Source organism: Oryzifoliimicrobium ureilyticum (assembly GCF_037199735.1).
Classification (GTDB): domain Bacteria; phylum Pseudomonadota; class Alphaproteobacteria; order Rhizobiales; family Rhizobiaceae; genus Rhizobium; species Rhizobium ureilyticus.
Genome location: NZ_JBBBVQ010000003.1, coordinates 87,769 through 100,750, shown reverse-complemented (window position 1 = coordinate 100,750; position 12,982 = coordinate 87,769). Strand labels below are relative to the sequence as shown.

Below are 12,982 nucleotides of genomic sequence, written 5' to 3'. Positions count from 1 at the left end.
GAAGATCTCGCATAGGGCTATTTTGAAACCACGTCCGAGGCTTCTCTCATCAGAAAATCGAGCAGCCGGTTTTCCTCTGCGCGCAATCCCCGTAAGGGCTGATCATGCAGTTCAAAGTCCTCAGGTTTGGGATTTCGCTCCTTGTCGGCAAGGGCGATGATGGCTGGATGAATGTAGCTTGACCGCGAGATCGCCGGGGTGTTGTGAAGCACCTCGGCCGAAGCTTCTGCCATTTGCTTTACCGTCAACCGTTCGCCTGATTGGACAACAGAGCGGGCTTGTGAATAGGCTGCCACGGATCCTGCCCAAGTGCGGAATGTTTTTGCCGAGATCGGAAGCCCCGAAATTTCTGTAAGATAGGCATTCAAACGCCCGGAATCGACCGGCTTCAGTGCGCCTGTTTCATCCTTCCAGACGAACAACTGGCGTCCCGGAAGATCTGCAATTTCTTCAAGAATTTTCTGCAGACGGGGATGTTTCAGGCTTCGTTGAACCCGCTTTCCGCCTTTAGCGCGAAACTTCAACTCGATACGGCCCTCGTCCAATTTGATATGACGTTTGAGGAGCGTGGTTGCCCCATAAGTTCCGTTTTCCTTGACATAGGCTTGATTCCCAACCCTCAAATGGGCCTCGTCAAGAAGCGTGGTTAAGGCAGCCAAGACGCCGTGAACGTCTTCCGTGCCGCTGTCGAGATCGCGCAAAACTGTCCGGCGAATTTTCGGCAATGCTTGTCCGAAGGGAACCAGTTGATCAAACTTTCGCTCGCTTCTGAACGATTGCCAGTCTTTGTGGTAACGATACTGCTTGCGTCCGCGTGCATCAAAGCCGGTGGCCTGCAGGTGCCCGTTGGCATCCATACAGATCCACACATTTTCATAGGCCGGTGGCAAGCCCAATGTTGCTATGCGGCGTCGTTCCTTTTCGTCGCTGACCGTCTGCCCATTTGGCAGACGGTAAGAAAAGCCTTTCCCTTTCTTTAACCGGCGAATGCCGGGCTCCATATCGCTGACATAGACGAGGCCAAGCGAAACGATGATCTCATCTGTCATGTCGTGCTTTATGAAGTTCATTTGCTCCAGCGTCCAAAATTGAACCAGCGCCAGCGCTCTGCCTTCGTCGCCTCTTTCGGCGGTTCCGTTTCACCCTTCGGGGCGAAACAGCAGATGCTTTCGCGGTAGACCATTGTTGAGGCGTCTACGTCCCGGTGTTCGAAGGGGTCGGCTTCGTTGCCGGTATCCAGAACGCGCGTCCATTCTTTGACGCCGTTGATTTCCGGAAGGACAAGATTGCAGTCTCCGCCCGCGTTGAACACCATGAACAATCCACCCACCATGTCGGTGTCTGGCCCGAAAGCACTCTTCGACATGTAGACGCCTAACACCTGCAAATGCGGATCGTTCCAGGCCGCATCGTCCATAAAATTCGCATCCGGCTTATACCAAGCAATTTCGATGCGGCCGTCCTCGCTTGTTTCGCCCGTCAGAAACCGTTCCTGGCGCAATTCTGGATGCGCACGGCGAAAGGCGATCGCGTCGGAGCAAAATTTTAAAAATGGATCCGATAGGCCTTCCCACTTCGTCCAACCAACTTCATTGTCTTGGCAATAGGCATTGTTATTGCCATTTTGGCTATTGCCCAATTCATCCCCGCCGAGGATCATCGGAACGCCTTGGCTAAGCATGAGCGTTGCCATCATGTTTCGTCTGCGTCGTGCGCGATTGGCGTTGATATGTGCATCATCGGTGGCGCCTTCTGCGCCCATATTATCCGAATGATTATCCGAGTGGCCGTCTCGATTATCCTCGCCGTTCGCCTCGTTATGTTTGTCGTTGAAGGAAACCGTATCCATCAACGTGAAGCCGTCATGGGCAGACAGGAGGTTGATCGAAGACGTGGCGCCGCGATCAGAGTGGTTGAACTGTACGGCGGACCCTGTGATGCGCTGGGCAAGTTCTCCAACCATGCTGGCATCGCCCTTCCAGAACGATCTGACATCGTCACGGAACTTGTCGTTCCATTCGCGGAACGGGTGTGGGAAACCGCCCACCTGGTAGCCGCCGGCGCCAACATCCCATGGTTCTGCAATGAGCTTCACGCCAGCAAGGATCGGATCCTGGCGGATCGCTCCAAAAAACAGCCCCTGTCGGTCGAACTCCAGTTCCTGGCGCCCGAGCGTGCTGGCAAGATCGAAGCGGAAGCCGTCGATATGCATAACGCCGACCCAGTAGCGCAAACTATCGAGCACCATACGCATGACCATCGGATTGGCGACGTTCAGCGCATTGCCGGTGCCGGTCGTGTCAAAGGTATGCCGCGGATCGTCGGGTGACAGCATGTAATAGCTGGCATTGTCGAGACCGCGGAAGGAAAGGGTCGGTCCTCGCTCATTTCCTTCCGCCGTGTGGTTGTATACCACGTCCATTATGACTTCGATGCCGGCAGCGTGGAAGCGTCGCACCATGGTCTTGATTTCAGTGATGCGATCCGTCGACATGTAGCGTGGCTGAGGGGCGAAAAAGCCAAGGGTCTGATATCCCCAATAATTGGACAGATTTTTTTCTTCCAAATATCGGTCGTTGGGAAAGAAGTGGATGGGTAGAAGCTCGACCGCAGAAATTCCAAGCTTCGTCAGGTGGTCGATGATCGGGTCGGAGCACATACCGAGAAAGGTGCCTCGAAGGCGTTCCGGCACTTTCGGATGCAGCATGGTCATGCCGCGCACGTGGGTTTCGTAAATAATCGTGTCCGGCCAAGGCCTGCGGATAGCCTGATCGCCGTCCCAGTCGAAGTCCGGATCCTGCACCACCCCTTTCACCATGTAGGGCGCGCTGTCTCGATCATCGAATGAGAGATCGTCCTCGCCAATCCGGTAACCGTAGAGGGCGTCATGCCATTTGATTTCGCCTATTACTTGTTTTGCGTAGGGATCCAGGAGCAGCTTGTTCGGGTTGAAGCGATGTCCGGCCTTTGGATCATAGGGACCATGGGCGCGATAGCCGTAGACTGTACCTGGCCCGACGCCTTCAATATAGCCAGACCAGATGTCTCCCTCGCGCTTCGGCAGCGCCATGCGCGCTATCTCGTGCTTTCCATCTTGCGAAAAAAGGCAAAGATCGACCTGCTCTGCATGCGCGGAAAAGACGGCGAAATGCGTGCCCTGTCCCGTGTATTCGGCGCCGAGTTCAGGTTTCATAAAATCGAGTTCTGAAAAGGAATAGCTCATGTCGTCACCCTCTTGGCATGAAGTTCAAGGAAAAGAGATGGGGCGCATCGATAGGGAAGGTGGGTAGGATGGATAGCCTTGCCCGATAAGGTCTGGAAGTGACGATACCGGCTCGCCTTTGCACAACAACAAAGCAACAAAACATTGCCGCGGTGAGCCCATACATTCTTCCATTTCGGCTGTTTTACGCGCTTAGATATACACCCACGTGCCTAACTGAACGCATCAGCGGTTTTTTGGTTCCGCGGCAGGGCCCGGCGCTTCAAAGAGTGGCGGTAGCTTGCTCTCTTCGAGGAAGCTTTTACGCAGGAAAAAGTTCAAACACCTGGTTCGCGATAGAATATCGTTCCTGTCACAATTTGATGGTGGAGTGGAAGATCGATGGCGTAATAGGGTTTCGGACTGGCATGATGCTTTCGGTTGCGAAAGCGAAACGCAGATCGAACGATGCATCCTTTTATGATCGCGCTTTCAGTTTGCCTGAGGGCGTTGTTTCAAAGGCTCTGTCGGACAAGCTATTTTAGGAGAGGGTATGTTCAGGTCACCAGTCTCGCGTCGCGTCTTGCTGAAAACGTCAACGGCACTTCTTGCCTCAAGCGCGCTCACGCGCTCGGTCCGTGCCGACGATAGCCCATCTGGTGGACGGCTTGTCGTTGCTGCAGATTCAGAGCCAAAGAACCTCAACCCCGGTATTGTTGCGTCGAACGGCGTCTTCTTCGTTGCGAGTAAGGTGGTCGAGCCGTTGGCGGAAACCTCTTTTGATGGCCCAGATGGTTTGGAGCCCCGGTTGGCAACATCTTGGGAAGGATCACCGGACGGATTATCGGCGACGTTTCATTTGCGCCAAAATGTTCAATGGCACGATGGCAAACCCTTCACATCAGCCGACGTTGCCTTTTCCGCCATGAATATATGGAAACCTCTTCAAAACCTTGGGCGGACCGTTTTCGCGAACCTGGCAGCAGTCGATACGCCTGACTCTTACACGGTGATATTTCGCTTTTCCAAGCCGACGCCATTTCAGTTGGTGCGCAATGCTCTTCCGGTCGTGACCAGCGTGCTGCCGAAGCATCTTTATGAAGGTAATGACATCTCGACAAACCCAGCAAATCTTAAGCTCGTGGGCACCGGACCTTTCAAGTTTGGCGACTACAAGCCGGGCGAATATTATCTCCTGTCAAAAAATGCCAACTACTGGGCGAAGGGCGAGCCAAAGCTTGACGAGATTGTCTTTCGCGTGCTTCCCGATCGAGATAGCGCCGGCGCTGCGCTTGAGGCTGAGGAAATCGATCTGGCAGCTTTTTCTGCCGTGCCCCTCGCTGATCTTGACCGCCTGTCTAAAGTCGACGGTATTAAGGTTATTTCTAAAGGCTATGAGGCGCTGACCTATCAACTTGTTGTCGAGATAAACCATCGTCGCGCCGAGTTGGCAAATCTGAGGGTCAGGCAGGCAATTGCCCATGCCATCGACAAAAAATTCGTCGTTGATACCATCTTCCTCGGTTATGCGAAGGCGGCGACCGGCCCAGTACCTGCAAATGCTCCGCAGTTCTACACCAGCGATGTCACGCGCTACGACTTCGACGTTGCCAAGGCGAATGCCTTGTTGGATGAGGCAGGATTTGCGAAAGGCGGTGACGGCAAACGGTTTTCGCTGAAGCTTCGACCGGCACCTTACTTCAACGAAACCAAACAGTTTGGCGATTATCTTCGTCAGGCGCTTGCGGCTATCGGTATCGATGCCGTTCTTATCAACGCAGACTCGGCCGCGCATTTGAAAGCTGTCTATACGGACCACGACTTTGACTTGGCGGTCGGTCCTCCGGTCTTTCGAGGCGACCCCGCCATCTCTACAACGATCCTGGTCCAATCAGGAATCGCATCGGGCGTGCCATTCTCTAACCAGGGCGGCTACTCAAATTCGGAATTGGACCACCTTATATCGAAGGCATCCGAAACCATAGACGAGGCGGAGCGGACCGAGCTTTATAAGCAGTTCCAGCAGATCGTTACCAAGGATATTCCGCTCATCAACGTCGCGGAATGGGGATTTATCACGGTTGCTCGCGATAAGGTGCTGAACGTCTCGGACAATCCACGCTGGGCGGTGTCGAACTGGGGTACCACGGCGTTGCGCGCATGACCGTGGCCATTCTTTCGAGGATCATGATTCGGTGAACCGGTGATCGGAGCAATTAGACTTGTACGTCGGCGCCTCCTGACAAGCATCCCGGTGTTGCTCATCGTGATCCTGTTCGGCTTTCTTCTGCTTGAGGGTAGTACTGGCGATGCGGTGGACGCCTATCTCGGCTCGATTGGCGGCGGTGACGCCGGTCTCAGGCAGGCTTTGCGGGCAAGCTACGGTCTTGATCAGTCGCTATTTGCAAGGCTCTTACTCTATCTAGGCTCGCTGGCGCGGCTTGATCTCGGCTGGTCTGTCGCCTTCAATCGTCCCGTCGCGGATTTGATTGCAGAGCGGCTGCCCAATACGCTTCTTTTGATGGGAAGCGCTCTTTGCGTGTCTTTTGGCATGGGGACTATTCTTGGTATCTTGGCCGGAATTAAGCCTGATGACCTGCGCGGGAAGGTCTTGGCGATTGGGTCCTTGATTATCTATGCGATCCCTAGTTTCTGGCTTGCGCTGGTTCTCAGTTTGATCTTTGCCGTGCGACTGCGCTGGTTTCCAATTTCAGGAATTGAGACGATCGCTTCCGGCAAGACCGGGTTTGAGCGCGCCGCAGATGTCGCTCTACACCTCGTGCTGCCGGTCGCGACTCTGTCTTTGATCTATATGGCGCTCTTCTTGAGAGTCATGCGATCCAGCATGATGGATGTCGCCAAGCTTGACTTCGTTGTTTCTGCCCGCGCCAAAGGCCTCTCGCGCAGCCGCATTCTGTTTCGGTATATTCTGCGCAACTCGCTCCTGCCAGTCGTGACCTTGTTTGGTTTGCAAGCGGCGACGATGCTCGGTGGCAGCGTCGTCGTTGAAAGTATATTCGCTATTCCTGGTTTCGGGCGGCTGGCTCAGGAAGCCGTTAATGGCAGGGATTCTCCCTTGCTGGTCGGTATTATCCTGACAAGTGCCGTTGTCGTGATCATCGTCAATCTTCTGGTCGATCTCGCCTACGCCGTCCTCGATCCGCGCATTCGGGTGACGGAGCGCCGATCATGAAGCTCGTTGCTCGTGTGCTGAGACATCCAGAAGGGGTAACGGGTCTTGCTATAATCCTGCTCCTCGTTGTTGCGGCGCTTTTCGCTCCGCTCGTTGCGCCTGGCGATCCCTTGCAGATTGTTGGGCGACCGCTTCTGACGCCGTTCGACGCTATGCATCATCTCCTCGGGACAGACCGTCTCGGAAGGGATGTCCTCGTAGGTCTTCTTTATGGCGCACGTACATCTTTGGCGGTTGGCCTGGTGGCCGCGCTGGCAGCCGTCGTCTGGGGACTGATCATTGGCTTGGTGGCAGGATTTGCGGGAGGACTGATCGACGACATTTTGATGCGGATCACAGATGCCTTTCAAATCGTGCCGGCTTTCCTCCTGGCGCTTGCTTTCGTCAGCACCCTCGGCACCTCGCTTCCTGTCATCATTTTTGCGATTGCTTTGGGTTCGTGGGCGGACCCTGCGCGGTTGGCACGAGCGCAGGTTTTGTCCATCCGGGAAAGCGATTATGTGGCAGCTGCGCGAGTGATCGGCATGCATCCCATCGAAATCGCGCTACGGCAGATTTTGCCGGGCGCTGTGTCGCCTGTTCTTTCACTGTCAGCAGTCGTCGTCGCCAGCGCCATTCTGACAGAATCCGCACTTTCTTTTCTAGGGCTTGGTAATCCAAATCTCGCCACCTGGGGCACGATGATCGCGGAAGGACGAAGCGTTTTGCGATCCGCGCCTTTCCTTTCGATTCTGCCGGGAATGGCGCTCGTCATCACTGTCGTCGGCGTTCATCTGCTGAGTGAGGGATTGGCGAAAGCACTGGGCTTTGAGAGGCGCTTTCGATGACGGAAAGCCTCGTTTCCATTCGTGACCTCTCCATCACATACCGGGCTGCCGACAAGCCAGTGCCGGCTTTGGCCTCCATCAACCTGGATATCATACGCAATGAGCGTCTTGCGGTAATCGGCGAGAGCGGCTCGGGCAAGAGCACATTTGCCCATGCAATCGCCGACCTTTTGCCTGAACATGCCGAGCGATCTGGAGACATTCTTTGGGCCTGCCGCGAAACAACCCCGGTGCCCGGCAGGGATATCGGCTTCGTCTTTCAGGACCCAGGTGGAGTTCTCAATCCTGTCTTGAGGATTGCAGAACAAGTGGCCGACGTCATGTGGACCCATTTGGGTATCACAAGGAAACAGGCCTATCGGCAGGCCGCAGATCTATTTGCAAGGCTTGGGCTGCCGGAGCCCGATACGATCGGCCGAGCGTTTCCGCATCAGCTGTCGGGCGGCCAGAAGCAACGTGTGGCAATTGCTGCCGCGATAGCGGCGCGTCCCAAGCTTTTGATTGCCGATGAAGCTACCAGCGCGCTCGACGTTGTCGTACAGGCCCAGATTACCTCTCTGATCGATCGGCTGGTAAAGGAAGAAGAGCTTACCCTTGTTTTCGTGACCCATGACATTGCGCTGGCTGCCAGCCTTGCAGATCGCATTTGCGTTCTCAAGAACGGCAAAATGATCGAGCTACAAGACGCGAGCGACCTCATCACGAAGCCTAGCGACGTGTACACTGAGAAACTGGTAAAGGCGCACCGCAATCTTGAAGCGGCACCCATCATCAGGGGGCGGCGCTAATGGCCGAGCTGCTCCGCATCGACAATCTCAGCAAATCTTTTTTTGGCGGCAGCCGGAGCGTGAAAGCGGTGGATCGGGTGAGCCTTGCGCTTTCTGCCGGAGAGACAGTGGGTATCGTCGGCGCTTCAGGCAGTGGAAAATCGACGTTATCGAGACTTCTGCTGAGGCTTGTCGAGCCCGACGAGGGCAGCATTCTTTTCAGGGGGGAGGATTGGCTGTCGCTGCGCGGAAGAGAGCTTCGTCAAAAACGCGCCGGGATGCAGATGGTTTTTCAAGACCCGCTTAGTGCTTTTCATCCTTCAGCAACAGCTGCGCAGGCTATCATAGAACCCCTGCGTATCCACGATCGCGTGCCCCGCGAAGAACGCTTGAGGAAGGCCACCGAGCTTCTCCAGCGCGTGGGTCTGTCCCCGGATGATGCAATTCGGTCTGTCCGTTCTTTGTCAGGGGGGCAAAGGCAGCGCGTTGCAATTGCGCGCGCCCTTGCCAGCGAGCCAGCGCTCCTTGTTCTGGATGAGGCAGTTTCGGCCTTGGACCCGACGATCAGAGAAACTATCCTGGAGCTTCTTGTATCTCTTCAGGAGGAAACGGGTCTCGCCTACCTGTTCATTTCGCATGATTTAGCAGTCACCAGGGCTGTTTCTCATCGTATCGCTGTCATGGACGGTGGCCGGATTGTCGAGATCGGCGACGCCGACGATGTGGTGTTTCGTCCAAGGTCAGAAGCAGCGCGGAAACTCGTTGCCGCCGTGCCACGGCTTCAACCTCGCATGAAGACGGAAGGAAGCCCTTCATGACAACCTCCTCCTATTTGCCCCTTCTTAACGTGCCCATTTTTCCATCAGACCGATACCGTCGGCTTCCCGAGCGGATCGGAGCCATTCTTCGAACAGCCAATCCCGTACTTCTCATCCAAGCGGAAGCGATCGTCGCGTTGGAAGCTGTCGCGACCAGTCTGGCCCACGAGGGGCTGGTGGCGCTCAACATCGTTACAAGCCCTTATGGTCTTTGGTTTGGCGAGTGGCTGGCGCGGGCTGGTGCTGAGGTTATCAACCTTACGGCTAAAGGAGGCCAACCTATTACAGCAAAAGCTGTTTCGGCGGCGCTGAAACACGACCCTCGTATTCGGCTTCTGTCCATGGTGCATGCAGAATCTGCCAGCGGTATTTCGAACCCACTGCGCGAGATCATTGCGCTAGCCCGATCGAGAGATATTGTCACCGTGGTCGATGCCGTAGCGTCGGTCGGCGGCCATCCTTTAACCGTGGATGAGATGGGGATCGATGTTGCCGTGATTGGGCCGCAAAAGGCCTTGGGTGGTCCCGCCGGTGTATCGGCGCTTTCGGTCAGTCCCGCGGCACGTGCGATGGCGGAAGAAGCGGGCGGGCCGCGCGACTCGGTATTGTCTCTGCGCGATCAACTCGATTGGTACGACAAGGGCCGAGGCATGCTTCCTGGCACACCGGCGCCGCTGGAGTTCTTCGCTTTGGAAGCAGCCCTTGACCGTATTGAAGAAGAGAGCCTGGAAGGCTTGATCAACCGGCACGTCACTGCGGGCATTGCTGCAAGGGCGGGCGTGTCCGCTCTCGGCCTGTTGCCTTTCGTCGATGCGCAGAACGCTTCAAACCTTGTGACTGCGGCGCCCGTTCCTACCGGTCTTTCTCCTGTCGATGTCATTGAAGCGTCGCGGCCCCTCGGAATCGAGTTAAGCGCCGGCGTCGGAAACGTCGCAAACAAAATTGTTCGGATCAACCATACCGGACCACGCGCAGTCTTCGAGACGGTTCTGGCAACTGTGGTCGGCTACGGTGCAGCCTTACGAAAACTTGGATGGCATACCGATCTTGGGGCAGCGACCGAAGCTGTTACGAAGGCGTATCTTCCGCCGCATTAGAAAAGGAAAGTCCGGTTCGGAGAGACTGATACTCAAGATGGCATACGTCAAATGACGGGGGTCGTGGATATTTTCCTTTCATCAGCCGCTGCCTCGTGTCAATTTCGAAGAAATGCGATCATCGTTTCAGAGGCCCCCATGCTTTCAAACAAAATCAAGTTTCCGATTCTGCTCATCGCCGCTGCTCTCTCTCCCTCTCTCGCCTTTGCGCATACGGGTGTAGGGATCACGAGCGGGTTCGCGCATGGATTTATGCACCCATTGAGTGGCTTGGATCACATGCTGGCCATGGTTATGGTCGGCATGTTTGCATTCCAACTCGGGGGCCGTGCTGTATGGCTCTTGCCGACCACTTTCGTGCTGCTGATGGCAGCCGGTGGCGCACTGGGTATAACGGGCGTATCGATGCCATTTGTTGAAGTGGGCATCGCCCTCTCGGTTTTGGTGCTTGGAGCTGTCGTCGCTCTGAATGTTCGCGCGCCTCTTGCAGTTGCGTTGGGTATGGTTGGCCTCTTCGCAATCTTCCATGGCCACGCGCACGGATCGGAAATGCCGGAGAACGCAGGTGGCTTAAACTATGCCGTGGGCTTCATGGTGGCAACGATGCTGCTCCATGCGGCAGGCATTCTCGCCGGCTTCCTCTCAGACCGGTCGAGCCAACGCTTTGGTCCCATGGCTGTTCGCTCTGCCGGCGCGTTCGCTGTCGTTGCTGGCGTCGGACTTCTGACGGGCGTTATTTGAGCCTCTGCGCAGCCAGGGTGATTGGCGGGCTACCCATCCATTCGATGTGATAGCCCGCAGCATTCTTAAATGGTCGAGTGCAGTTTTGCGAAGTCTCCGGCGTGTTAAGACAGAGACTGGAATAGCAAGCACCCCGACGGACCTCCGGCATATCCTGGCGGGTCGCTTTACAAAACAGCTGGCTGGAGAGCTGCACCGTAATATTGCAGTTCCTCGGCGCGCTTTCCTTAGCGTACCCCGATCCCTGCCAGCAGTCCTCCATCGATTCGATGGTCGGAGCCCGTGATGAAGCCGGCACGCGAGGATGCCAGGAAGGCAGCAAGGGCTGCCACTTCCTCTGGCTCACCGATTCGGCCAAGGGGATGGGCCTCTCCAAATCGCCGGAAAATCGCCTCCACATCAGCGTCGTCGCCTTCGAACGTCCGTGCGGCCAGTTCGAGGATCGGTGTGCGAACCGATCCAGGGCTGATTGATACTACCCTGATGTTATCAGCTGCAAAATCGAGCGCCATGGCGCGCGTCAGCGCATGAATGGCGCCTTTCGATGCGACATAGGCAGAGACATTCTTTTGGCAGGCGGAACCTTGGACGCTGGAGATATTGACAATCGCCCCGCCGTGCCTTTTGCGCATCTCTGGGACAGCATATTGCGCCGTTAGATGTATGGAGCCGACGTTGACGGCCATGCAGCGCATGAAGACATCGAAATCTGTGTTCGTCGCGTCGCCGTAGGGATGGATTGCAGCCGAATTTACGACGATATCGACACCGCCGAATGATGCGACAACTTCGGAAACTGCGGCCTCAACCTCGCCGGGCTTCGAGACATCGGTCCTGATGACATTTAGTCTCAAGCCCTCGGTAGCAGCAAGATCACGAAGCGCTGCATTGGCCTCCTCATCGATCCCCAAGGCCGCGACGGATGCGCCATTTCTCGCAAACTCCAGCGCACAAGCCTTGCCTATCCCAGTCGTGCCAGTGGTAATGACGACTTTTCCCGCGAATTCCATGAAGCCCTCCTCTAAATTCAACAGAAGATTCCGTCATTCGTCTGCAAAGGCAAGCCGATATGAGGCTCCGAAAGACTTGCCCTCGATTAAGAGCATGTTACATCTCGGGCAGCTAGGGAGGATGATCTATGTTGGAAAGCTGGCGTTGGTTCGGGCCACAGGATCCTGTAACGCTTTCACATGCCCGTCAGGCTGGAGCGACCGGCGTTGTAACGGCGCTGCATCACATTTATGACGGCCGGGTATGGACGCCTGAAGACGTAGCCGAGCGGATGGCGATTATCCGCCAGGCGGGCATGGTTTGGGCGGTTTGCGAATCAATTCCCGTGAATTCGGCAATCAAGCTTCGAAATAAAGACTGGCGGCGCTACGTCGATGCCTGGAAGGAGAGCCTTGCCAATCTTGGAAAGGGTGGCGTTCCGGTCGTCTGTTACAACTTCATGCCTGTCGTGGATTGGACGCGAACCAATCTGCTCTATCCAATGGAGGCCGGTGGACTCGCCTTGCGGTTCGATATGGCCGAATTCGTTGCCTATGACGTGTTCGTGCTGAAACGCAAAGGCGCTGAAGGCCAGTATGGTCAAGAGATTCTGGCGGCGGCCAAACGTCGTCTGGAAGCGATGACCGAAGAGCAAATTCTGCGGCTGGAAGTCAATATCATCGCTGGTCTGCCCGGCGGCGAGGATAGTCATACTCGAGAAGGAATTCGCCGGGAGATTGGTCTCTATGACGATCTTTCAGATGGTGACATGCGCGCCAATCTGGTCGAGTTCTTGCGTGAGGTCGTTCCCGTTGCGGCCGAAAATGGCGTTCGCCTCGCTATTCATCCGGATGATCCGCCTTTTTCGCTCTTCGGGCTGCCGCGTGTCGTCTCGAAAACTGAGGATATTGAAACCATCCTGGCCTCGGTCGACCACGAAGCAAATGGCATTACCCTTTGCGCCGGCTCCTATGGCTCGCGCCATGGCAATGATGTCGTCTCCATGGCACGTCGCTTTGCGGATCGTATCCAGTTTGCTCATTTAAGGAATGTGACAAAGGAGGCTGACTGGTCGTTCACGGAGTCCGATCATCTGGGTGGCGATGTCGATATGGTTGCGCTGATATCCTTTCTCAGACGGGAAGAGCGCCGCCGGGCTGCCGCCGGTCGTAGTGATCAGGTCATTCCGATGCGTCCGGATCATGGCCATCTTCTGATCGACGACCAATCCAAGAAGGTCAATCCAGGCTATTCATGTATTGGCAGATTGAAAGGACTGGCTGAACTCAGAGGCGTAATCGCCGCCGTCGATAAGTTCGAGACTGGTCTGCAGTAAGCTGTTCAGGC

General features: G+C 55.7%; 11 protein-coding genes. 8 read left to right on the top strand and 3 right to left on the bottom strand.

Translation table 11 applies throughout. From position 1 onward, the window contains the following. Nucleotides 1-17: 17 nt before the first annotated feature. Both VQ830_RS06185 and glgX read right to left on the bottom strand, forming a co-directional pair. The gene (locus VQ830_RS06185) at nt 18-1,049 is read right to left on the bottom strand and encodes a DNA topoisomerase IB (protein ID WP_337267400.1); all 1,032 of its coding nucleotides are present in this window, start codon (nt 1,047-1,049) and stop codon (nt 18-20) included. A 17-nt stretch (nt 1,050-1,066) separates the two neighbouring features. Further along, the gene (gene glgX, locus VQ830_RS06180; protein ID WP_337267210.1) at nt 1,067-3,223 is read right to left on the bottom strand and encodes a glycogen debranching protein GlgX; all 2,157 of its coding nucleotides are present in this window, start codon (nt 3,221-3,223) and stop codon (nt 1,067-1,069) included. 532 nt (nt 3,224-3,755) lie between these two features. On the opposite strand from glgX, the gene VQ830_RS06175 reads away from it, so the two are divergent. The 7 genes from VQ830_RS06175 to VQ830_RS06145 all read left to right on the top strand — a co-directional run bounded on the left by VQ830_RS06175 (nt 3,756) and on the right by VQ830_RS06145 (nt 10,645). Continuing rightward, nucleotides 3,756-5,366, top strand: a complete 1,611-nt coding sequence (locus VQ830_RS06175; protein WP_337267209.1) for an ABC transporter substrate-binding protein — start codon at nt 3,756-3,758, stop codon at nt 5,364-5,366. Nucleotides 5,367-5,405: 39 nt separating this feature from the next. Further along, nucleotides 5,406-6,395, top strand: a complete 990-nt coding sequence (locus VQ830_RS06170) for an ABC transporter permease (protein WP_337267208.1) — start codon at nt 5,406-5,408, stop codon at nt 6,393-6,395. Beyond that, nucleotides 6,392-7,222 carry an ABC transporter permease gene (locus VQ830_RS06165; protein WP_337267207.1) on the top strand — a complete coding sequence of 277 codons (831 nt, stop codon included), beginning with the start codon at nt 6,392-6,394 and terminating at the stop codon, nt 7,220-7,222. The genes VQ830_RS06170 and VQ830_RS06165 overlap by 4 nt, the downstream gene beginning before the upstream one ends. Then, nucleotides 7,219-8,010, top strand: coding sequence for an ATP-binding cassette domain-containing protein (locus VQ830_RS06160; RefSeq protein WP_337267206.1), 792 nt, complete (start codon nt 7,219-7,221; stop codon nt 8,008-8,010). Before VQ830_RS06165 ends, VQ830_RS06160 begins: the two co-directional genes overlap by 4 nt. After that, entirely contained in the window at nt 8,010-8,807 is a 798-nt protein-coding gene (locus tag VQ830_RS06155; RefSeq protein ID WP_337267205.1) for an ABC transporter ATP-binding protein, read from the top strand. Before VQ830_RS06160 ends, VQ830_RS06155 begins: the two co-directional genes overlap by 1 nt. Further along, nucleotides 8,804-9,904 carry a pyridoxal-phosphate-dependent aminotransferase family protein gene (locus tag VQ830_RS06150; RefSeq protein WP_337267204.1) on the top strand — a complete coding sequence of 367 codons (1,101 nt, stop codon included), beginning with the start codon at nt 8,804-8,806 and terminating at the stop codon, nt 9,902-9,904. Before VQ830_RS06155 ends, VQ830_RS06150 begins: the two co-directional genes overlap by 4 nt. A gap of 138 nt (nt 9,905-10,042) precedes the next feature. Beyond that, entirely contained in the window at nt 10,043-10,645 is a 603-nt protein-coding gene (locus tag VQ830_RS06145) for a HupE/UreJ family protein (RefSeq protein WP_337267203.1), read from the top strand. A 227-nt stretch (nt 10,646-10,872) separates the two neighbouring features. Here the strand turns inward: VQ830_RS06145 and VQ830_RS06140 are convergent, their stop codons facing one another. Continuing rightward, the gene (locus VQ830_RS06140) at nt 10,873-11,655 is read right to left on the bottom strand and encodes an SDR family NAD(P)-dependent oxidoreductase (RefSeq protein ID WP_337267202.1); all 783 of its coding nucleotides are present in this window, start codon (nt 11,653-11,655) and stop codon (nt 10,873-10,875) included. 128 nt (nt 11,656-11,783) lie between these two features. Between VQ830_RS06140 and uxuA the strand changes: the two genes are divergently transcribed. Further along, entirely contained in the window at nt 11,784-12,971 is a 1,188-nt protein-coding gene (gene uxuA / locus VQ830_RS06135; protein ID WP_337267201.1) for a mannonate dehydratase, read from the top strand. Nucleotides 12,972-12,982: the final 11 nt, after the last annotated feature.

Bases quoted from the DNA above. Each gene is read 5' to 3' on its own strand.
- VQ830_RS06185 (WP_337267400.1), bottom strand. From the start codon at position 1,049: ATGACAGATGAGATCATCGTTTCGCTTGGCCTCGTCTATGTCAGCGAT.
- glgX (WP_337267210.1), bottom strand. From the start codon at position 3,223: ATGAGCTATTCCTTTTCAGAACTCGATTTTATGAAACCTGAACTCGGC.
- VQ830_RS06175 (WP_337267209.1), top strand. From the start codon at position 3,756: ATGTTCAGGTCACCAGTCTCGCGTCGCGTCTTGCTGAAAACGTCAACG.
- VQ830_RS06165 (WP_337267207.1), top strand. From the start codon at position 6,392: ATGAAGCTCGTTGCTCGTGTGCTGAGACATCCAGAAGGGGTAACGGGT.
- VQ830_RS06160 (WP_337267206.1), top strand. From the start codon at position 7,219: ATGACGGAAAGCCTCGTTTCCATTCGTGACCTCTCCATCACATACCGG.
- VQ830_RS06155 (WP_337267205.1), top strand. From the start codon at position 8,010: ATGGCCGAGCTGCTCCGCATCGACAATCTCAGCAAATCTTTTTTTGGC.
- VQ830_RS06150 (WP_337267204.1), top strand. From the start codon at position 8,804: ATGACAACCTCCTCCTATTTGCCCCTTCTTAACGTGCCCATTTTTCCA.
- VQ830_RS06145 (WP_337267203.1), top strand. From the start codon at position 10,043: ATGCTTTCAAACAAAATCAAGTTTCCGATTCTGCTCATCGCCGCTGCT.
- VQ830_RS06140 (WP_337267202.1), bottom strand. From the start codon at position 11,655: ATGGAATTCGCGGGAAAAGTCGTCATTACCACTGGCACGACTGGGATA.
- uxuA (WP_337267201.1), top strand. From the start codon at position 11,784: ATGTTGGAAAGCTGGCGTTGGTTCGGGCCACAGGATCCTGTAACGCTT.